The sequence below is a fragment of the Gemmatimonadaceae bacterium genome (genome assembly GCA_020851035.1).
Classification (GTDB): domain Bacteria; phylum Gemmatimonadota; class Gemmatimonadetes; order Gemmatimonadales; family Gemmatimonadaceae; genus JACMLX01.
The window spans coordinates 142095-162791 of sequence record JADZDM010000002.1 but is presented as its reverse complement, the minus strand read 5'-3'; the positions used below and the strand labels follow the sequence as shown (position 1 = coordinate 162791).

Sequence of the window (20697 nt, the reverse complement as noted above, 5' to 3'; positions counted from 1 at the left end):
CCGCCGCCGCATGCGGCTCGGTGCACGACATCCGTCAGGATGGAGTGCCGGCACCGTTCCCGTTACGACCGTGCGGATGCGTCATTGGCGGGGTCCACCGCGCAGTCACGCAGCCGGCTTGCCACCGCTCCGAAGGAACTGCGCGAACTCCTCGGGCAGGCCGGCGGCCACGACGCCGCGCGCTGCCGCCTCGACGTCATACGCGACGCGCACGAACTCGACCGCCGGCCCCGTCGCCGTGAACGCCAGGCGGACGTAGCCGGCACGCCAGTCACCGTCCTTCGGGCGCCCCACACTGCCGGTGTTGATGAAGTGGATCCCGTCCACCTCGCGGAGCCACGGCTTGTGGGTGTGCCCGAATGCGATCACGTCGCCCGCCTTCAAGCCCGCCACGGCGGCCATCTTGAGGCAGAAGTCGTCGCTGCGGTCCTCGGTCCAGTAGAGCGTGTTCAGCGTCGGTGTGCCGTGCACCAGCACCAGGCGCGGTCCGACGGTGTGACCGCCATGCGGCCGGATGTCCAGCGAGAAGGGCAGGGCGCCGAGTGCGCGCTTCGTGGACGCGCTCACGGTGCGGCGCGTGTACTCGTAACTGATGTGCGCCAGCTCTTCCTGGCGCGGGGTCTCGCTGCGGCACCCGCAATGCTGGTAGTCTGTCGCGACCGTGGAGTCGTAGTTCCCGGCGATGCCGGTGATGCCGCGCCCGGCCAGCCGCTCCACCACCTCGTTCGGGTGCGCCGAGTAGCCCACGAGATCACCAAGATGGTGGATGGTGTCCGTGTCGCCCCGCGCGTCGATGTCCGCCAGCACGGCGTCGAGGGCGTGCAGGTTGGCGTGGATGTCCGAGATGAGGGCGTAGCGCATGCCAGTGGCCGTGCCCTGCGTTGCCTCGCGGTGGGGGGTGGTGCGGGACGGCACAGACGGTGACGATCACGAGGGAGGGAGCCAACCGATGCGGAGAGGCACATCGAACTTGCCTGCATGCGCATCAGCGCGTCAATCACATCACCCGCACGGTGACGCGTGCGTGACGGAGACGCGGTGCCGCGGCCGGGACGTCGCGACTCCAGCGCCGTCCTGCCTTCGGACCCACTGCCGCGCCGGGCGCCCGGCTACCCGGTGTCCGGCACCGGGTGGCCAGCGCGGCTTCCCGTCAGGACAGGGTGCCGGTCCCGACGAGGGGCGTCGTGACCCCAACGTTTGCGGCGGGCTCGGCGGTCCGGGCGTCGACTTCGGTGGGCTGCTTCTTCTTGTCGCAGGCGGCGAGCAGCAGCAGGGCGGCGGCGAGGCGGAAGGCGTTGGTGCGCATGGGTGGAGTTCTCCTGGGGAGTGGCGCGTGACGAGCGGGTGATGCTGGTAGAGACGCCACGGAGGACGCGGTCCTTCTCACGGATCACGCGCACTCACCGTAGCACGCGCACTCACCGTATCACGCGCAAACACGCGTGACCCTCGCCTGGAGCAACGGGCTCATCGGCGCCTGCGCCGTGGCATCGTTGGCCGATGCCGCTGATGCAGGGCGCCGCGGTGGCGCCTACATGCCGTGCGTGTGGGCCGACGCGCCCGCGCCCCGCGCGATCATCAGGTGGTGCCGCGTGTGGTGTGCCCCCTGCACCAGCAGCCCCATGAAGCCCAGCCCGCGGATCCGGGCCACGGTGGCACTGTCGGCAGCGTCCCGGGCGACGACGGTGAAGCGCAAGCCGCCGGCGATCGGTGCGGTGCTGGCGCGCCAGCCGCCGAGCGACTGCAGCATCGGTGCATGCGCACCGACCATCCGACGGATCGAGGCCGCCACGGTGGCATCGCCGGTGACGTCCATCACCAGGCCGCCCGCAGTCAGCGTCGGCCGCACGCGCGCGCGCATCGTCACGTTGTCCATGTCCAGCAGGTGCTGGCGGAGTGCCTCGAGGTCCACCCGCGTCCAGTCGGTGGTGGAGTCGGCCTCCAGCAGCGTCACGATCTCGGTCACGGCGGCGAAGACGGCCTGGCCGGACTGGGTTGGCTGTGGCGGTGCGGCCGGATGCTCCATGCCGGGCGTGTGCTGCATGCCCGGCGTGTGGGTCATGCCGCCCTGCGCGCCGAGGGGATGGAGCGCGCCGAGGCTGGCGAGAATGAGCAGGGCTGGGATCTGTCGCATGGGGTGAACTCGGGGTTGGGGCGTGGCGAAGAGTAAGCGATGCAGGCGCGTCGCCACGGTGCGTCGGCAGCCCGGCTCGAGCGCGGCGGCGGCCGGACCGGTGAGGCGGACGGCCGGGCAGGTGCGCGGGGCGGTGCCGCCCACCCAGATTCCCGAATCACGTTGTCCCGATGCCTGCTTCCCTCGACCTGCCCCACAGACCCATGCGTCCCCTGGCCGTCGTGATCCTCGCTGCCGCCACCGCGGCCCGTGCCGCCCAGCTCCCTGCGCAGGCGAACCTCGACACGGTGCAGGTGCGCGTGACGGCACTGGCACCGACGCTGCACGTGTTGTTCGGGGCCGGAGGCAACATCGGCGTCTCCACCGGGCCGGACGGCACGTACATCATCGACGACCAGTTCGCGCCGCTCACCGCGAAGATCGTGGCCGCGATCCGGACGATCACGCCGACGCCGGTGAAGTTCGTCTTCAACACGCACTTCCACGGCGACCACACCGGCGGCAACGAGAACTGCGGCAACGCCGGCGCGATCATCATGGCCCACGCCAACGTGCGGAAGCGGATGTCGGTGGCGCAGTTCAACGCCGCCGTGAACCAGCCCGCGCGGGCCACGCCGCGCGCCGCCCTGCCGGTGATCACCTTCGTGCAGTCCGTGACACTGCACATCAACGGAGACTCGGTGCAGGTGATCCACGTGCCGCCCGCCCACACCGACGGTGACGCGATCGTGCACTTCACGCGCGCCAACGCGGTGCACATGGGCGACGTGTTCAACAACACCGGCCTGCCGTTCATCGACCGCGCGAGCGGCGGCAGTGTCGACGGCATCATCGTCACGGCCGACAACGTGTACGCCATGAGCAACGCGGCCACGCGCATCATCCCCGGGCACGGCCAGGTGACCGATCGCGAGCGCCTGAAGGCGTGGCGTGACGCGATCTTCACCGTGCGCGCGGCCGTCGAGCGCGAGGTGCGCGCCGGCCGCACGGTCGAGGCCGTGCTGGCGATGAAGCTGGCCGCCGCCTACCAGCAGGAATGGCCGGGCGGGCATGACCGTTTCATCCGGGCGGTCTACGAGGAACTGACGCAGCGCTGACGGGTCGGAACCTTCGTCACCGGCCGCGTTGGACCCCGGCCGGCCGTTTCCGCGTTCCCCCACGGTAGACACAGCAGCCCAACCCGAGGTCTCTCCATCCCCGTGGACGCGGTCGTCGAGTTCCTGCTCAAGTACCGGCCGGCCGCGTTCGAGCGTGGTGCGGTGGCGTTCGACCCGGTGATACCGGCGTGGGTGGTGGTCATCGCAGCGGTGCTCGCCGCAGGGCTGGCCGTCGCGGTCTCACTGCGCCCGGGTCGCGCGATCCCGCTCGGTACACGGCTCACCCTCGCCGGCCTGCGCACCGGGGCAGTGGCGGTGCTGGCCTGGTGCCTCTGCCGGCCGGTGCTGGTGGTGGCGGAGGCGCTTCCGCAGCGCAACGTGGTCGCGGTGCTGGTGGACGACTCCCGCTCGATGCGGATTGCCGATGTGAACGATGGCGCGCGCGCGGCACAGGTCCGCACGCTGGCCGGCGGTCCGGACAGCGCCCTCCTCCGCGCGCTCGCGGCGCGCAACCAGGTGCGCGTGTACCGCACCAGCGGGACGGGGCGCGTGCCATCCGTCGCGGCGCTCGCCTTCGACGGGACGCGCACACGGCTCCTCGCCGCCATCGCGCGGGTGGAGGACGACCTCGCCGGCACGCCACTGTCGGGCGTGGTCGTGCTCACCGATGGTGCAGAGAACGGCGGTACCGTCTCGGGCGCGCCATCCATCGCCGACCAGCTCGCGACGCTGCGCGCCCGCGGCGTGCCGGTCTACCCGGTGGGGCTCGGGAGCACGCGGTTCGCGCGCGACATCGAGGTGGCCGAGGTGGCCGCACCGCGCCATGCATTGCGGAACGCCACGGTGCTGGTGGACGTGGTGATCACGCACCGGGGGTACAGTGGCGTGGTGCTGCCGGTGGTGGTGGAAGACTCGGCGCGGGTCGTCGCCACGGCGTCGGTGCGCCTCTCGCGTGATGGCGAGGCGACGCCGGTGCGGTTGCGCGTGCCGGTGCCCGAACCCGGCGCCCGTGTGCTGACGGTGCGCGTGCCGCCGCAGGCCGGTGAGCTGGTGGCCGAGAACAACGCGCGGCGGACGATGGTCTCGGTGAATGACCGGCGCGAGAAGGTGTTGTACGTGGAAGGGGAGCCGCGGCCGGAGCTGAAGTTCGCACGCCGCGCCGTGGACGGCGACCGGCAGTTGCAGCTCGTGACGCTGTTGCGATCGGCGCGGGACAAGTACCTCCGGCTTGGCGTGGACGACTCGCTCGAGCTGGTGAACGGCTTCCCGTCGTCGCGCGCGGAGCTGTTCCGGTACCGCGCGATCGTGCTCGGCTCCATCGAAGCCTCGTTCTTCAGCGGCGACCAGATGCAGATGCTGCGCGAGTTCGTCGGAGAACGTGGCGGCGGCTTGCTGCTGCTCGGCGGACGCGCGTCGTTCGGCGAGGGGGGCTATGCCGGCACCGCCCTCGCGGACGTCTCGCCCGTGGACATCGAGGCCAGCACGCGCGCCGAGAACGACAGGCTGGTCGAGATGAAGGCGATCGCGACGGCCGAGGGGCTGCGGCATCCGGCGCTCCAGCTCTCGGGCTCCGACTCGCTGGTGTCGGCACGCTGGCGCACGCTGCCACCACTGACGACCGTCAACCTGCTGACGCGCGCCAAGCCGGGTGCCACCGTGCTGCTGCAGGGACGTGCCGAGGAGCTTGGCCTCACGCGCCCGCTGCTGGTGGCGCAGCGTTACGGGCGGGGCCGCGTGCTGGCGCTGGGGTCGCAGGATGACTGGCTCTGGCAGATGCACGCCGCGATCGCGGTGGAGGATTCCACGCACGAGGTGCTGTGGAGGCAGATGCTGCGCTGGCTGCTGAACGACGTGCCGGACCGGGTGGAACCCGTCACCGATGACGAGGGCGTGCCCGGCGAGGCCATCCCGCTGCGCGCCGTCGTGCGCGACAGCGGCTTCCTGCGCCGCAACGGTGCCACGGTGACGGCCACGGTGCTGGCACCCGACGGAGCGAGCCAGTCGGTCGCGCTCGACTGGACCGGCGACCGGGATGGCGAGTATGCCGCGTCGTTCATCCCGGCGGCGTCGGGGCTGCACACGATCCGCATCGCGTCCGCGTCCGGCAGCGACACGGTGAGCGCCGCGCCGGCGTGGGTGAACGTTGCCGAGCCGATCGACGAGTACTTCGGCGCCGAGCGACGGGATGCGCTGCTCGAGCAGCTCGCGCGCGAGACGGGCGGCCGCACCTACTCCCCGGCGCGTGCCGCCGAGGTGGCGCGGGACCTGGCCTACAGCCGCGCTGGCGCCACTGAGGTGCGCCGCCTGGATCTCTGGGATGCGCCGGCCGTGTTCCTGCTCGTGCTGCTGCTGCTGTCCGGGGAGTGGGTCCTGCGGCGCCGCCGGGGGTTGGCATGACGCGCGCGCCGTCGCGCCGACGCCTGCGCCCGCTCGCCATGGTATTGGCGCTGCTGTCAGCCGGGCACCCGCTGCGGGCGCAGGCCACCGGCGAGACGCACCTGGTGATCATCGCGGGCCTTGGCGGTGAGGCGCGCATCGTCACGGAATGGCACGGCATGGCGATGGCGCTCGCCACGGCGGCCGCCGAACGCCATGGCATTCCTGCCGCACGGGTGGTGGTGCTGGAGGCTGACTCGCTGCGCGACGCCGGACGTGTGCACGGTCGCTCGACGCGGGCCACCATCGAGCGGGTGCTCGGTGCCCTGGCGCGCCGGCTCACCGCGGCGGACCGGCTGGTCGTGGTGCTGATGGCGCACGGCTCATCGCTCACCGGTGACACCCGGGTGAACCTGCCGGGGCCGGACATGTCGCCCGCCGACTTCGCGCGGGTGCTGGGTCCGGCGTCGGCGCCGCAGCTGGTCTTCGTGCACACGGGCAGCGCCAGCGGGGAGTTCGCCACCGAGCTTGCCGGCCCCCGCCGCATCATCCTCACCGCCACGAAGAGCGCGCGCGAGCAGAACGAGACGCTCTTCCCGGGCCCGTTCGTGCGTGCGCTCACCACCGACGTGGCCGATGCCGACAAGGATGGACGCGTGTCGCTGCTCGAGGCCTACACGTATGCGACGCACGAGGTGGAGCAGGTGTTCACGAGTGGCGGGCTCCTGGCGACGGAACACGCCCTGCTCGAGGATGGTGCCGATGGCGCCCGGGCGCGTGGGTTCTTCCTTGCCGCCGGACCGGCGGCCCGCGCGGGAGGGAGCCCGGCCGTCGCGGCCGCGCTCGCGGCGCGTGCCGAGGTGCAGGCGCGCATCGACGCATTGCGCGCGAGACGGGCCACGATGACGGAGGAGGTCTACCTCGATGCCCTCGAGCCGCTGATCGTGGAGCTGGTGGAACGGACGCGCGTGCTGCGCGCGGCTCCGGTGGACAGACCATGAGGCAGCCCGTGCAGCACGCGGGGCAGATCGCATGCCTGTCATGGGTGTTGTGGTGTGCGTCGATCGTCGCCGCGCCGCTGGTCGCGCAGCCGGCAGTGCGCACCACGGCGGCGCCGCGCACCGATGCGACGTCGCTGCTTGGGCGCGGTGACTACACCGCGGCCGTCGCTGCCGCAGCCACGGGGCCCGGTGGCACGGCGCTGACGCCTGCGCACGCCGTGGTGCTCGTGCGTGCGCTCGTGGCGCTGGGGCGCGCCCATGAGGCGGTGGAGCGCAGCGCGCGGTGGCGCGGCGATCCCGCCGTGGCTGGTGCGCTCGGGATGGCGCACGAGGAGACGGGCGACCTGGACGCGGCGGATGCCTCGTGGGTCGTCGCGGGCCGCGGGGCCGATTCGCTGCGTGCGAGGGTGGAACGCCTGCGGCTGCAGTACGCACGTGGCGGTGGCGACAGCACGCTCGCACGGCTGCGAGGTGTGCTGTCGGTCGCGGAGGCTCGCGGGGCGCCGCGCACGGCGGGCGAGGCACATGCGCTGGCCGCCGCTGCGCGCCTGCTGGGTCGCACCGACCCGCCGCGCTTCAAGGATGCGCTGCGGCTCTACGATCGGGCGCTGGCACTGGAGCCGGCGCGCCAGGACGCGCGTGCCGAGCTGGCTGAGCTGTTCCTCGAGAAGTACAACAGCGCCGAGGCGCGCGCGACGCTCCAGCAGGTGCTGGCCATGAATCCGCGCCATCCTCGCGCGCTGGCCGCGCTGGTGCGGCTGGACGCCTTCGACGGGCGTCGCACGCCGCGCGATCCACTCACCACGCTGCTGGCGGTGAATCCGTCGAGTGCGGTGGGGCACGCGCTTGCGGCACGCCGCCTGGTCGACGCCGAGCGGTACGACGATGCCGTGGCGCAGGCGCGGCGCGGGCTGGTGCTGGACAGTGTGGCGCCGGCGCCGCTGGTGGCGATCGCGGCGGCGCGCTGGATCGCGAACGACACGGTGGGCCACCGCGTGGCGCTTGCGCAGGCGCACCGGCGGCTGCCCGGGTCGGCCGCGGCCGAAGTGGAGCTGGCGGAGGTGTCGGCACGCAACCGGCTGTATGCCGATGCGGTGACGTTCGCTCGCGCGGGGGTGGCCCGCGATCCGCGCGATGCCCGCGCCCTCGCTCTGCTCGGCATCAACCTGCTGCGCACCGGCGACGTGGTGGCGGGGCGCGCGGCGCTCGACCGGGCCTTCGCGCTGGATCCGTATGACGTGTGGGTGAAGAACACCCTCGACCTGCTGGATGCCTTCGCGACCGCCCGCATTGTCGCGACGCCGCACTTCGACCTGGTGGTCGAGCGGGACGATGCGGAGCTGATGGCACTCTACGCGTCGCCGTTGGCGGAGGCGGCATACGCGGCGCTCACGTCCCGCTACGGCTTCCAGCCCGACGGCCGGGTGCGTGTGGAGTTCTTCCGGAGCCACGCCGACTTCAGCGTGCGCGCCGTGGGGCTGGCTGGTCTGGGTGCCCTCGGCGTGGCCTTCGGGAACGTGCTCGCCATCGACGCGCCGCCGGCCCGGCCGCGCGGTGCGTTCAACTGGGGCGCCGTGCTCTGGCACGAGTTCGCGCACACCATCACGCTCGGTGCCACCGCGAACCGGGTGCCGCGCTGGGTGTCGGAGGGGCTCTCGGTGCACGAGGAACGGCGTGCGCGGCCGGACTGGGGCGGCGGGGCGACGCCGACCCTCATCGCCGCCTACGCCGCCGGCCGGCTGCAGCCGGTCAGCCGCCTCAACGACGGCTTCGTGCACCCCCGCTTCGGCGAGGAAGTGATCCTGTCGTACGCCCTGTCCGCGTACGTCTTCGAGATGCTGGAGCAGCGGCGCGGCGTGGATGGCCTGCGTGCGCTGCTCACCGGCTACCGCGCCGGCGGCGCCACGCCGGCGCTGATGCAGGCAGTGTACGGCCTCACCCCCGACTCGCTCGACGCCACCTTCGACCGCTGGTTCCGCGCGAAGTTCGCCCGCGAGTTCGGCGCCGTGCAGGCCACCCCTCGCGATCCCGCTGCGAAAACCGGTGACAGTGCACTCATTCCCGACGAATCCGGTGACAGTGCACTCAGTGTCGGCGGGACGTTCCGCGAGGTCATGACGGCCGCCGCCGCCGCCGCCCAGCGCCGCGACTGGCACGCCGTGGTGCCCGCCGCCACCCGTGCCATCAGCCTCTTCCCGGGCTGGGCGGACGCGGGGAGCGGATACCACCTGCTGGCCACCGCCAGCCTTGCACTCGGTGACACCGCCGCCGCGATCCGGACACTCACGCGCCTCACGGAGCAGAACGGCGATGCGATCGAGGAGAACCTGACCCTCGCCCGGCTGGCGGAGGCCACGGCCGACACCGCCCTGGCGGTGGCGGCGCTGGAACGCGCGACGGCCATCGACCCGTTCGATGCGGCGACGCAGGTGCACCTGGGCTCGCTGGCCTACGCCCGCGCCGCCTGGCCCGCCTCGATCCGTGCGCGGCGCGCCGTGCTGGCACTCGGTCCCGCCGATCGCGCCGGTGCGTACTATCAGCTGGCACTGGCACTCGACGGGGCAGGCGACCGCACCGCCGCGCGACGCGAGGTGCTGCGCGCCCTCGACCTCGCCCCCACCTTCGAGGCAGCCCAGGACCTGCTGCTCCGTCTCCGCGCCCCCGGGAGGGCCCCATGACCCGTCGCCGCCTGCGCTGGTGGATCGCCGGCCTGCTGGTGCTGCCGCTGCTGGCCCTGCCGGCCCAGCGGTTCCGCCGCGGCTCGCCTGGGGAGACGCCGAGCAAGAACGCCCAGTACACCGGCCGCTTCACCTTCCTGCGCGTCAAGTTCACGCCCCTCGGCGGCGGGCGCGACCTCAAGTGGGACCACGACTATCCCACCTCCGAGACGCACCTGATGAAGATCCTCGACGAGGTGTCGACGATCCGGCCGCAGCTCGAGGGCACCAGCATCCTCTCGTTCGCCGACACGGCGCTCTTCACCTATCCGGTGGCGTACGTGTCGGAGCCGGGCTTCTGGACGATGACGCCGGCGGAACTGGCCGGGGTGCGCGCGTACGTGCACAAGGGCGGCTTCATCATCTTCGACGACTTCGCGGGCCGGCACTGGCAGAACTTCGAGGAGAAGTGGCGCGAGGCGTTCCCGACGCTGGTGCCGGTGAAGCTCGACGCGTCGCACGCGATCTTCGACTCGTTCTTCCGCATCGAGAAACTCGAGATGTCGCACCCGAACTTCGGCGTGGCCTCCGAGTTCTGGGGGGCGTACGAGGACAATGACCCGTCGAAGCGGCTGGTGATGGTGGCCAACTTCAACAACGACATCGGTGACTACATGGAGTTCTCCGACCAAGGCCTGCTCCCGGTCTCGCTCACCAACGAGGCGTACAAGCTCGCGGTGAACTACGTCGTCTACGCCCTCACTCACTGACCATGACCGTCCCTCGCACCGACGCCACCCCCGTGGACGACATCGCTCTTGCCGCCCGCCTGCGCGACGGCCGCGCCGCGATCATGGCCGAGCTGCGCAAGCTGATCGTGGGGCAGGAGGCGGTGATCGAGCAGGCGCTCATCGCCCTCTTCGCCGGCGGCAACTGCCTGATCATCGGCGTGCCCGGGCTGGCCAAGACGCTGCTCGTGCACACGCTGGCGCAGGTGCTGGACCTGCAGTTCGCGCGGGTGCAGTTCACGCCGGACCTGATGCCGAGCGACATCACCGGCACCGACATCATCCAGGAGGATGCCGAGACCGGGCGGCGGCGGATGGCGTTCGTGCCCGGCCCGCTGTTCACGAACATCCTGCTGGCCGACGAGGTGAACCGCACGCCACCCAAGACGCAGGCCGCGCTGCTGGAAGCGATGCAGGAGCGGCGCGTGACGGTGCAGGGCCGCACGTACCCGCTCGAGCCGCCGTTCTTCGTCTTCGCGACGCAGAACCCGATCGAGCTGGAGGGGACCTACCCGCTGCCCGAGGCGCAGCTCGACCGCTTCATGTTCCAGGTGATGGTGGGCTACCTCACGGAGGACGAGGAGCTCACCGTGGTGCAGCAGACGACCGCCGTGCAGCGCCACGACTTCCGGCGCGTGATGACGGCGGCGGAGATCGTGGCGTACCAGCAGCTCGTGCGGCGGGTGCCGGTGGCGGAGGCGGTGGCGCGCTACGCGGTGCACCTGGTGCGCGCGACGCGCCCGGAGTCGCCGCTGGCCCCGCCGCAGGTGCGCGACTGGGTGAGTTACGGCGCGTCGGTGCGGGCCGCGCAGTACCTCGTGCTCGGCGGCAAGGCGCGGGCGCTGATGCACGGCCGCTACCATGTGGGCTTCGACGACATCGCCGCACTCGCGGCACCGGTGCTGCGGCATCGCATCCTGCTCAACTTCCATGCGCAGGCCGAGAAGGTCACCACCGACGCACTGGTCGAGATCCTGCTGGCGTCGGTGCCGCGGCCGCGGGCGGGCGTGGCGTGAGCACGCCGCTGCAGATGGATCCTGCCACGCTGGCGCGCATCGGCAACCTGGAGCTGGTGGCGCGCTGGGTCGTGGACGGGTTCATCGCGGGGCTGCACCGCTCCCCGCACCTCGGCGTGTCCACCGACTTCGCCGAGCACCGGCCGTATGCCCCGGGGGACGACATCCGGCGCGTGGACTGGCGGGTGTATGCGCGCACCGAACGCACCTACGTCAAGACCTACGAGTCGGAGACCAACACCAACTTCACGATCCTGCTCGACGTGTCGGCGTCGATGGGGTTCGGGCACGGCGGGATCACGAAGCTGGCGTATGCCCGCCTGGTGGCGGCGACGCTGGCCTGGTTCTCGCGCCGGCAGCGCGACCGCGTGGGCCTGGTCACCTTCGCCGGCGATGCCCTGCGCGAGATCGTGCCGCCGGCGGCGCGGCACCTGCCGAACATCCTCCACGCGCTCGGGCGCGCGACCGCGTCCGGCAGGGGGACGCTCGCGCGACCGCTGCTGACCGTCGCGCAGTCGCAGCCGCGCCGCGGGGTGTTCGTGCTGCTGTCGGACCTCTACGAGCCGGTCGATGACGTCTCGCGCGCGCTCGCGCCGCTCACGGGCGCCGGCCACGACGTGATCGTGATGCAGGTGCTGGATGCAGCCGAGCGCTCCTTTCCCTTCGACGGGGCGACGACGTTCCGCGACCTCGAGAGCGGCGAGCGCATGGCGGTGAGCCCCGCCGCGCTGCGGGCGCGGTACGTGGCGGCGATGGACGCACATGTCGCGGCGATGCGTGCGCGGCTGGGTGGCGCGCGCGTCGACTACTCCCTCGTCGACACCTCGATGCCCCTCGACCGGGTGCTGTTCGACTACCTCCTGCGGCGCGAGTTCCTGCGCACGGCCGCCTGATGCCGGTGCTCGCGCCGCTCTTCCTGCTTGGCCTCGGCGCCGTGGTCGTGCCGCTGCTGGTGCACCTGGTGCAGCGCGAGCGGCACGAGCCCACGGCGTTCCCGTCGTTCATGTTCCTCGATCGCACCCCGTCGCCCGTCTCGGCACGGCGCCACCTGCGCAACCCCTGGCTGCTGCTGCTGCGCGTGCTGGCCCTGGTCGCGCTCGCGCTGGCCTTCGCACGCCCCGTGCTGGGCCGCCGGGCCGCCGGCGCCGGCGTGGACCCGCGCCGGCGCGACGTGGTGGTGCTGCTCGATCGGTCGTTCTCGATGCGGGCGGGCGCGCGCTGGCAGGCGGCACGGGCCGCGGTGGACAGCGTGATCGGCACGCTGACACCCGCCGATCGCATGACGCTGGTGCCGTTCGACCGGCTCGCGATCGCCGTCACGCCGGCCACCGGTGACGCAGCGGTGTTGCGCGCCGCCCTCGCGACACTCGCACCGACGGATGAGTCGACGCGCCTCGCCGCCGGCGTGGCGGTGGCGCGCCAGCGACTCGATGCCGGTGACGCACCGCGCAAGGTGCTGGTGGTGGTGTCGGACTTCCAGCGCAGCGGCTGGGACCTCACCGAGGATGCACGACTGGCGCCTGCGACGGAGATCGTGCCGGTGGACGTGGCCGGCGCGGCGCCGGTGCCGGACCATGCGGTGCGCGCCGTGGAGGTGCGGATGGTGCGCAACCAATCGCGGATGGAGGCGGTGGTCGGCGCGCGGCTCTCGAACCAGGGCGCGGCCGTCAGCGACATCGCGGTCACGCTGGAAGTGGGCGGTCGCGTGGTGCAGCAGCGCACCGTGAGCCTGCCGCGTGACGGTGGCACCACCGTCACCTTCGACGCCGTGCCGGTGACGCCGGAGGTGGTGCCTGCACGCGTGCGCCTGGCCCCCGATGCGCTGCCGGGCGACGATGCCTTCCACTTCCTGCTGCAGCAGGAGGCGGTGGTGCCGGTGCTGGTGGTGGCGCAGGATCCTGGCCCGTTCCTCACCCGCGCCCTCTCCATCGGTGAGATGCCGCGCTTCGACGTGACGGTGCGGACGCCCGGGCGCGTGAGCGCCGCGGACCTGGCGGGCCGTGCCCTGGTCGTGCTCCCGGATGGGGCGTTCCCATCCGGGCTGGGGGCAGTGCGGCTGACGGCGTTCGTCGGGAACGGTGGCGGGTTGCTCGTCGCGCGTGGCGCGGCGGCGGAGGAACGGAGCTGGCCTGCGTCGGCGCGCAGCCTGCTCCCCGGCGCGATCGGGCGCGTCACCGACCACAGCGCGTCGGGCGGTGCCGTGCTCGCATCCCTCGACGCGCGCCACCCCGCGCTGGCGCTGCTGGCCGGCCCGCGTGCCGGCGACCTCGCGGCAGCGCGCTTCCAGCGTGTGCGCGCCATCGACACCACCGCCGGCGTGCTGGCGCGGTTCGACGACGGCACGGTCGCACTCACCGAACACGCAGTGGGACGCGGACGCGTGCTCACCTTCGCGTCGTCGCTGGATGGCCGCTGGAACGACCTCCCGCGCCAGCCGGCATTCCTGCCACTCGTGCAGCAACTCGCGCTGCACGCCGCGGCCTGGCGCGAGGCGCCGCGGGCGATGGAAATCGGGGCGAGCGTGCGGCCCGCCGACCTGGCTGGTGCGGCCGGCGCGGGTGTCGCCCGCTGGAGCGTCACCGCACCCTCCGGCGCGCGCACGACGATCGGCGGTGCCGGCGCGGCGGCGGTGCTCCAGCCTCGCGAGGCTGGCGTGTTCGCGCTCCGGCCGGGTGGCAGTCCCGGCGCACGGCCGGTGCTGGTGGCGGCCAACATCGCACCGGCGGAACTCGACTTCGCGTCGTTCGATGGCGCTCGCCTTCCGGCCGCCCTGGCTGGCGCACCTGCGGCAACGTCGGCGACCCGGGCCGAGGCACTGCAGGAGTCGCCCGCGGACCGCGAGGCGCGCCAGTCGGGCTGGTGGTACCTGCTCGCGGCCGCCGCACTGTTGCTGGTGGTGGAGGGCCTCGTCGCACGCACCGTGCTCACGTCGTCGATGGCAGACGACATCGAGCGCGGGGCAGTGGCGCCGGCACCGGCGGGGCGCTCGCGATGAGCGCGCAGCCGGTGACCTCGCCGGCGTCACTCGTGCCGCTGCTGCGGCAGGCGCGGCGCCGCTGGCGCCTGCGTCACCTCGCCGTCGGTGTCGCGATCACGGCCGGTGCAGTGTGCACGGTGCTCGGCATCGGCGCACTGGTGCTGGAGGCGGCCCGCTTCACGCCGGCGTCGATCACGTGGGCACGGATCGCCCTCGGCATCGTCACGGCCATCGCCGTGGCGCGGTGGATGCTCTGGCCCCTGGTCAGGCGGCTGCCGGACGACCGGCTCGCGCTGTACCTGGAGGAGCGGGTGCCGCTGCTCGGTGGTGCCGTACTCACCGCCGCCACGCTCCGCTCCCGGGATACGACCGGCCACTCGGCCGTGCTCGAGCGTGGTCTGGTGGCCGATGCCACGCGTCGGCTCGATGCGTCGCCAGCCGTGCGCTCGCTGGAACGCCCCGCCACGCTGCGCGCGCTCGCGTGTGCGGCTGGCGCAGTGCTGGTGTTCGCGCTCCTGCTGCACTTCGGGCCACCGTACCTGCGGCTCGGTGCCACCCGGCTGCTGTCGCCGTCGCAGGCGGCGGCGCTCACGCCGGTCTATCACATCGCGCTCACCCCGGACTCGCTGGTGGTGCCGCGCGGCAGCGACGTGCAACTCGGTGCGGTGCTCGCGGGCTTCCGTCCCGAACTCGTGGAGCTGGTGATCCGCCGCGGTGCCGACACGGTGCCGGAGCGGATCGCCATGGGCGCGGGCACTGCGCCGGGGGCGCATGTCGTCCGCCTGTTCGATGTGACGGAGGATGCGGAGTTCCACGTCGAGGCCGCCGGCGTACGGTCCACGATGGGCCGCCTGATCGTGAAGGACCTGCCCGGTGTGGAGCGCATCGGCGTCGAGCTCCGATTCCCCGGCTATATGAACCTGGAGCCATCCGTCACGGACGACGGCGGCGACATCGCCGCGCCGGCCGGTGCGACGGCGCTGCTGAAGGTGCACGTCACGCGTCCCGTGTCGGCCGGTGTGCTGGTGTTCGACGCCGGCCCGCCGGTGCCGCTCACGCGGCTGGACGATTCCACCGTGACCGCGCAGTTCGGCGTGCGCCGCGACGGGTTCTACCGCGTGGAGCTCACGGCGCCCGATGGCACCGTGGTGCGGGGCACGGTCGAGTACATCGTGGACGCACTCGAGGACGCGGCGCCCGAGGTCCGCATCCGGCAGCCGGGCCGCGACCTCCGCCCGACCAGTGTGGACGAGGTCTTCATCCAGGTCGAGGCGTCCGACGACTATGGTGTCGGGCGGCTGGAGCTGCTGTACCGCGTGAACGGTGGCGCCGAGACGGTGGTCACGCTCACCGGCGGCACCGGCGTGCGCCCGCGTGACGTCATCGCGGCACACACGCTGTTCCTGGAGGAGATGTCGCTCGCGGCGGGTGACGTGGTGAGCTACTACGCGCGGGTGCTGGACAACGACCAGCGTCCACGCCCGAAGGCGGGCGTGAGCGACATCCAGTTCCTCACCATCCGGCCGTTCCGGCGCGACTATCGCCAGAACCAGCAGGGCGGCGGCGGCGAGGCCGGCGGGCCCCAGGAGATGAATCCGGGTTCACTCGTGCAGCGGCAGCGCGACATCGTGGCGGCCACATTCCGGACGGAACGGGATCGCGCCACCGCCGGCGCGTCCGCGCTGCGCGGTGACCTCAGCACGTTGCACCTCTCGCAGGGGCGTCTCCGGGCGGAGCTCGAGGCGCTGCTGCGGCGGGTGGCGCGTCCGGCGGCGCAGGCGGCCGACAGCAACTTCCGTGTGCTGGCCGACGTGCTGCCGAAGGCGGGCACCGAGATGAAGGCGGCCGAGGAGTTGCTGGTGCAGGGCCGCACCGGTGACGCACTGGCACCGGAACAGCGCGCGCTGCAGTGGCTGGAGAAGGCCGAGGCGGCCTTCCGCGAGGTGCAGGTGAGCATGCAGCAGCAGGGCGGTGGCGGCGGCGGTGGAGGCGGCAACGCCTCGGACCTGGCCGACCTGCTCGAGCTGCAGACCGACAAGATGCGCAACCAGTACGACCAGGTGCAGCGCTCCCGTGAGGAGGGTGGCGCGCGGCAGGCCGACGAGACGCTGGAACGGCTGAAGCGGCTCGCCGCGCGGCAGCAGCAGGAACTGGCGCGGCAGCGCGCATCGCAGGGGCAGCAGGGCAGTGCGGGTGGTGCGTCGCAGCGCCAGCTCGCCGAGGAGACGGAGGCTGCCGCCCGTCAACTGGAGCGACTCGCGCGCGAGCAGCAGTCGCCGGCGCTGTCACAGACCGCGCAGGAGATGCGCCAGGCGGCTGACGCGATGCGCCGTTCGGCGGCATCGGGTGGCAGCGGCGGCGGTGCCACGCAGGGCGGCGCCGCGGCACAGGCAGCGGCCGAGCGGCTCGAGTCCGCACGGCGCGCGCTGGAGTCCGCACGTGGTGCGGCCGCCAGCGCGGGGATCGGCGGCGCCACCGATCGTGCGCGCGCGCTGGCCGAGTCGCAGCGCGCAGTGCAGCGTGACGTGCGCGACATGGCCGCGACGGGAACGACGCGCGTCGAACAGCAGCGCACACTCGATGCACGGAAGCAGGAGATGGAAGCCGGCGTGACTGCGCTCGCGGCTGATCTCGACCGGCTCGCACGTGAGAACCGTCGCGCCAATCCCCGTGCCGCCCGCGCCGCGCAGGACGCCGCGGCCTCGATCCGGTCATCGCGCGTAGGTGAGAAGATCCGGTTCTCGCGCGACGTGCTGCGGTCCCGCGGCTCGGGTGAGTATGCGCGGAACCTGGAGCGCTCGATCCAGCAGGACCTGGACAGCCTCGAGCAGCGCGTGGCCGGTGCCGCGGTGGCCGCGCGCGAGGGACGCGACTCGTCGCAGCGGTCAACGCGGGCGCTGGCGCAGGCGCGAGACCTCGTGCGCGGCCTCAGCTCACTCGACGATCGCGTGCGTGAGCGCGCTGGCTCACCCCGCGCTGGCTCACCCGGCGCTGCTGCACCGGCTGAGGGTACCGCCGGCGGCGGCGCGCCGGAGGGACGCTCCGCGCAGGGTGGCGGTGCCGGGCAGGGCGCCCCGGGTGGCGGTGGCGGCGCGGGACGCCTGTCGGATGACGCGCGCCAGCTTTCGCGCGAGCTGGCGGCGCAGGGCGCGGCGGCACGGCAGCTTCGTCGCACGCTGCAGGGTACCGGCGCCGACACCCGTGAGCTGGATCGCGCCATCACGCGCCTCGACGCCCTGGACGGCGCGCAGGTGCTCGGCGACTCCGCCGCGCTGGCGCAGTTGCGCGGAGGGGTGGTCGAGAACCTGAAGGCCTTCGAATTCGCCCTGCGCCGCAAGCTCGGCGCCCCGGACGCCGGCGGGCCAGCGCTCGGCGGGTCGGGCCGAGTGCCGGCCCGGTACCGGGCGATGGTGGACGAGTACTTCCGGTCCCTGTCCGCTCGGCCGTGATGGCAGCCTGGCACCGCCATGCGAAACGCATGGCGCACGTGCCTCGCACGCGACGTCCGCCCCCCGCTGGGGGCGATGTGACGACCTCAAGTTCGCCCGTCGGGCGCCGACAATTGAGACAGGCCGTCCGGCAGTGCAGTCGGCCACCTACCCGTCGTCCGGAGACGATCTTGATGCAGTGGTTCTCGAACCTGAAGCTTCGCGCCAGGCTGCTGGTGGCCTTTGGCGGCGTGCTCACCCTCACGACCCTGCTCGGCGGCTTCGCCGTCTACGAGATGGCGACGATGAACGGCGCCACGGAGCGGATCACGACCTACTGGATGCCGAGCGTGGACGCGGCGCGCGACATCCGGACCGCCGCGCTGGAGTTCCGCATCGCGCAGTTCCGCTTCCTCGCCGATTCCTCGGAGGCCGGCGAGAAGATCGGCGTCGCGCAGCTCGAGGAGGCGCGTGCCGCGCTCGGCGCCGCGATGAAGGAGTACGAGCCGACCATCGTCACGACGGCCGACAGCGCGAACTATGCGCTCTTCACGCAGCGGCTGGCGGTGCTCGAGAAGCACTGGGACCAGCTCACCTTCATCCGCTCCTCCGGGCAGCTCGACATCGCGCAGGCACGGATGGTGACGGAGTCGCGTCCGCTCTTCTATGCGATGGACACGGCGCTGGTTGCGATCGTGAAGTTCAACAACGACGGCGCGGCGGCCTCGACCGCCGAGGCCACCAGCACCTTCCACGCCGGCCGGCTCACGGTGATCGCGCTGATCGCCGTCTGCATCGTCCTCGGCGTGGTGATCTCGCTCTCGATCGCCTCGCGGATCAGCCGGACGGTCACTGGCGTGGCCACGCTGGCGTCCGAGGTGCAGTCCAAGGTGCTCACCGGGATGCGTCGCGCGCTGGAGTCCATGGCGCAGGGCGACCTCACGGCGACGGTCACGGCGCACGTCGAGCCGCTGCGCGACACCGGGCGTGACGAGCTGGGTGACCTCTCACGCAGCGTGGACCTGATGCTCGGCGACATGCAGGCCACGATGGCCGCCTTGCAGGGCACGCAGTCGGTGGTGCGCGACCTCGTCACGGAGACCCAGACGCTCGCCACTGGGGCACAGGCCGGTGCGCTGAACGATCGTGCCGACGCCATGAAGTACGCCGGCGCGTTCCGCGACCTGGTCGCCGGCATGAACGGCACGCTCGACGCGGTGGCAGCGCCGGTCGGTGAGGTGCAGGCCGTGCTCGCGCGTGTCGCGGAGCGGGACCTGAGCGTGCGGATGACCGGCGACTACCAGGGCGCGTACGCGGCGATCAAGTCGGCCGTCAACTCCGCCGTCGAGAACCTCGATCAGACACTGGTGCAGGTCAACGCGGCCGCCGAGCAGGTGGCGTCGGCAGGCGGGCAGATCACCGGCGCCGCGCAGGCGCTGGCCAGCGGCGCGAGTGAGCAGGCGGCCAGCCTGCAGCAGGTGTCGGCCAGCGTGCACATGTTCGCGTCGATGGCGCAGCAGAGTGCCTCCAACGCCGGTGAGGCCCGCGCGCTCGCGGCCAGTGCGAAGAGTGACACGGCCGAGGGCACGGCACGGATGGAGCGGCTCACCCAGGCGGTGGAGGAGATCCGCAAGTCCAGCGCGGACACTGCGCGCATCGTCAAGACCATCGACGAGATCGCGTTCCAGACTAACCTGCTTGCGCTGAACGCCGCCGTCGAGGCGGCGCGTGCGGGTGACGCCGGACGCGGTTTCGCGGTGGTGGCCGAGGAGGTGCGCTCGCTGGCATTGCGGGCCGCGGAAGCCGCGAAGAACACCGCCACCCTCATCGAGCAGGGCCAGATGAGCGCGGATCGGGGTGTGGCGATCAATGGCGAGGTGATGCAGAGCCTGCACCGCATCAACGACCGGGTGGAGAAGGTGGCACTGGTGACGGCCGAGATTTCCGCCGCCACCGAGCAGCAGGTGGAGGGGGTGTCGCAGATCAAGCAGGCCGTGGACCAGATCAGTGGTGTCACGCAGCAGGTCGCGAGCAACGCGGAGGAATCCGCGAGCGCCGCGACCGAGCTCGAGAGCCAGGCGCAGACCCTGCGCGACACGGTGTCGGAGTTCACACTCACGCGCGCGGCGGGCCGTGATCCGGTGCGCGAGTCGGCGCGACCGGTGGTGCGTCCCCGTCCGTCGCAGGCGCGACCGGCGCCGCCGATTCCGCGCAGTGGAGCAGGCCGGCGGAACCCGATGCCGGTGTCCGAGCCGGCGCTGTCCGGCAGCAAGGCCGGCCGCGCCGCGGACCTGATCCCGTTCGACGACGACGACTCGTCGACCCTCAGCGCCTTCTAGCGGGCGGTGCAGGGCGGCACGGCGGGGTCGCGTGGCAGCCAGCCGCCGCGCGACCCCGCTGTGCTGTCAGTCCGAGTACGGATAGTCGGGATCGGAGAGCCGCTCGGCCAGGGCCACGCCCTCGGGACCGGCGAGGTCGCGGGCCATCTCCACCAGTCCCTCGCTCAGGTGGCCGCCGAAGCGGATGAGCTGCACGGCACGGTTGCGCTTGGCGAGCAGCCATGCCATGGTCGTCTTGTCGGCCTTCGCGATGTTGCAGGCGAGGCAACAGAGGACGAGGTTGTCCCGTCGGTCATAGGCCGTCATGCCGCGGCGCGGCGCGACGTGGTCGAGCGTGATCTCCTGCGCGCGCACCTTGCGGGCGCAGTAGGCGCAGGTGTTGCCGTGCCGCGCGACCAGCCAGCGCCGCGTCTCGGCATACGCCGCGCGGCCGGTGGGCATCGACGACAGCGCGCTTTCCTGGCTGGCGGCCCCACCGCCGCCACCGCGTCCGCGGCGTGAGCGGGACCGCTTGGCAGCGGGTGCCTTCTTCGCGGCCGCGTGTGCGGCGGCGGCCGGCTTCGGGTGCGCGGCGGGCTTCGGGTTGGAGCGAGAGGGCATGGAGCAGGGTGGGCGACGGTGATCGGCGAAGCTGAATCCTAGCGGGCGAGCGACGCCGGGGTCAGCCGTCGCGCCCGGGGCGGCGGCGCCATTGCCATGACAGGCGGGGGGCAGCCGACGGCACCAACGACTTCGGGAGGGCACGCGTTGCCCATTTGCGCGACGTGACCGGTTCGCGCAGGTTCGTCAGGGCGCGCCTCCCTCGCGCCGCAGGTCACCCGTCGATGCCGGCTGCTCGCCTCCCCGCTTCCCGCCCGCCGATGCAATCGCAGCGCACCGCTCCA

At 72.6% G+C, this 20697-nt stretch carries 14 protein-coding genes; 10 read left to right on the top strand and 4 right to left on the bottom strand.

All coding sequences use genetic code 11. The features are described 5' to 3' along the window. Positions 1–105: 105 nt before the first annotated feature. The 3 genes from IT355_01525 to IT355_01515 all read right to left on the bottom strand — a co-directional run bounded on the left by IT355_01525 (position 106) and on the right by IT355_01515 (position 2134). Entirely contained in the window at positions 106–861 is a 756-nt protein-coding gene (locus IT355_01525) for a metallophosphoesterase family protein (GenBank protein ID MCC7051915.1), read from the bottom strand. Between the two features lie 289 nt (positions 862–1150). After that, on the bottom strand, positions 1151–1306 hold the full coding sequence (locus tag IT355_01520; GenBank protein MCC7051914.1) for a hypothetical protein: 156 nt from the start codon (positions 1304–1306) through the stop codon (positions 1151–1153). Positions 1307–1531: 225 nt separating this feature from the next. Beyond that, positions 1532–2134: a hypothetical protein gene (locus IT355_01515; GenBank protein ID MCC7051913.1), complete on the bottom strand. Its 603-nt coding sequence runs from the start codon at positions 2132–2134 to the stop codon at positions 1532–1534. A 170-nt stretch (positions 2135–2304) separates the two neighbouring features. Between IT355_01515 and IT355_01510 the strand changes: the two genes are divergently transcribed. The 10 genes from IT355_01510 (at position 2305) to IT355_01465 (ending at position 19813) form a co-directional block, all read left to right on the top strand. Beyond that, positions 2305–3231: an MBL fold metallo-hydrolase gene (locus IT355_01510; protein MCC7051912.1), complete on the top strand. Its 927-nt coding sequence runs from the start codon at positions 2305–2307 to the stop codon at positions 3229–3231. Positions 3232–3333: 102 nt separating this feature from the next. Then, positions 3334–5628 (top strand): hypothetical protein, encoded by a 2295-nt coding sequence (locus tag IT355_01505; GenBank protein MCC7051911.1) that lies wholly within the window; start codon positions 3334–3336, stop codon positions 5626–5628. Next, positions 5625–6608, top strand: a complete 984-nt coding sequence (locus tag IT355_01500; protein ID MCC7051910.1) for a hypothetical protein — start codon at positions 5625–5627, stop codon at positions 6606–6608. The genes IT355_01505 and IT355_01500 overlap by 4 nt, the downstream gene beginning before the upstream one ends. Beyond that, positions 6605–9286 (top strand): tetratricopeptide repeat protein, encoded by a 2682-nt coding sequence (locus tag IT355_01495; GenBank protein MCC7051909.1) that lies wholly within the window; start codon positions 6605–6607, stop codon positions 9284–9286. The genes IT355_01500 and IT355_01495 overlap by 4 nt, the downstream gene beginning before the upstream one ends. Then, complete coding sequence (locus IT355_01490) at positions 9283–10035, top strand: DUF4159 domain-containing protein (protein ID MCC7051908.1); 753 nt, start codon at positions 9283–9285, stop codon at positions 10033–10035. The genes IT355_01495 and IT355_01490 overlap by 4 nt, the downstream gene beginning before the upstream one ends. Positions 10036–10037: 2 nt before the next feature. Continuing rightward, positions 10038–11069 (top strand): MoxR family ATPase, encoded by a 1032-nt coding sequence (locus IT355_01485; protein MCC7051907.1) that lies wholly within the window; start codon positions 10038–10040, stop codon positions 11067–11069. Continuing rightward, on the top strand, positions 11066–11962 hold the full coding sequence (locus tag IT355_01480; GenBank protein MCC7051906.1) for a DUF58 domain-containing protein: 897 nt from the start codon (positions 11066–11068) through the stop codon (positions 11960–11962). Before IT355_01485 ends, IT355_01480 begins: the two co-directional genes overlap by 4 nt. Then, the gene (locus IT355_01475) at positions 11962–14064 is read left to right on the top strand and encodes a VWA domain-containing protein (protein ID MCC7051905.1); all 2103 of its coding nucleotides are present in this window, start codon (positions 11962–11964) and stop codon (positions 14062–14064) included. The genes IT355_01480 and IT355_01475 overlap by 1 nt, the downstream gene beginning before the upstream one ends. Beyond that, positions 14061–17495, top strand: a complete 3435-nt coding sequence (locus IT355_01470) for a DUF4175 family protein (protein ID MCC7051904.1) — start codon at positions 14061–14063, stop codon at positions 17493–17495. The genes IT355_01475 and IT355_01470 overlap by 4 nt, the downstream gene beginning before the upstream one ends. 173 nt (positions 17496–17668) lie before the next feature. Next, positions 17669–19813 (top strand): methyl-accepting chemotaxis protein, encoded by a 2145-nt coding sequence (locus IT355_01465; protein ID MCC7051903.1) that lies wholly within the window; start codon positions 17669–17671, stop codon positions 19811–19813. A gap of 66 nt (positions 19814–19879) precedes the next feature. Here the strand turns inward: IT355_01465 and IT355_01460 are convergent, their stop codons facing one another. Further along, complete coding sequence (locus tag IT355_01460; protein ID MCC7051902.1) at positions 19880–20413, bottom strand: HNH endonuclease; 534 nt, start codon at positions 20411–20413, stop codon at positions 19880–19882. Between the last annotated feature and the right edge of the window lie 284 nt (positions 20414–20697).

Coding starts and splice junctions, on each gene's coding strand:
- IT355_01495 (MCC7051909.1), top strand. CDS start 6,605: ATGAGGCAGCCCGTGCAGCACGCGGGGCAGATCGCATGCCTGTCATGG.
- IT355_01470 (MCC7051904.1), top strand. CDS start 14,061: ATGAGCGCGCAGCCGGTGACCTCGCCGGCGTCACTCGTGCCGCTGCTG.
- IT355_01520 (MCC7051914.1), bottom strand. CDS start 1,306: ATGCGCACCAACGCCTTCCGCCTCGCCGCCGCCCTGCTGCTGCTCGCC.
- IT355_01485 (MCC7051907.1), top strand. CDS start 10,038: ATGACCGTCCCTCGCACCGACGCCACCCCCGTGGACGACATCGCTCTT.
- IT355_01460 (MCC7051902.1), bottom strand. CDS start 20,413: ATGCCCTCTCGCTCCAACCCGAAGCCCGCCGCGCACCCGAAGCCGGCC.
- IT355_01500 (MCC7051910.1), top strand. CDS start 5,625: ATGACGCGCGCGCCGTCGCGCCGACGCCTGCGCCCGCTCGCCATGGTA.
- IT355_01510 (MCC7051912.1), top strand. CDS start 2,305: ATGCCTGCTTCCCTCGACCTGCCCCACAGACCCATGCGTCCCCTGGCC.
- IT355_01490 (MCC7051908.1), top strand. CDS start 9,283: ATGACCCGTCGCCGCCTGCGCTGGTGGATCGCCGGCCTGCTGGTGCTG.
- IT355_01465 (MCC7051903.1), top strand. CDS start 17,669: ATGCAGTGGTTCTCGAACCTGAAGCTTCGCGCCAGGCTGCTGGTGGCC.
- IT355_01515 (MCC7051913.1), bottom strand. CDS start 2,134: ATGCGACAGATCCCAGCCCTGCTCATTCTCGCCAGCCTCGGCGCGCTC.
- IT355_01525 (MCC7051915.1), bottom strand. CDS start 861: ATGCGCTACGCCCTCATCTCGGACATCCACGCCAACCTGCACGCCCTC.
- IT355_01475 (MCC7051905.1), top strand. CDS start 11,962: ATGCCGGTGCTCGCGCCGCTCTTCCTGCTTGGCCTCGGCGCCGTGGTC.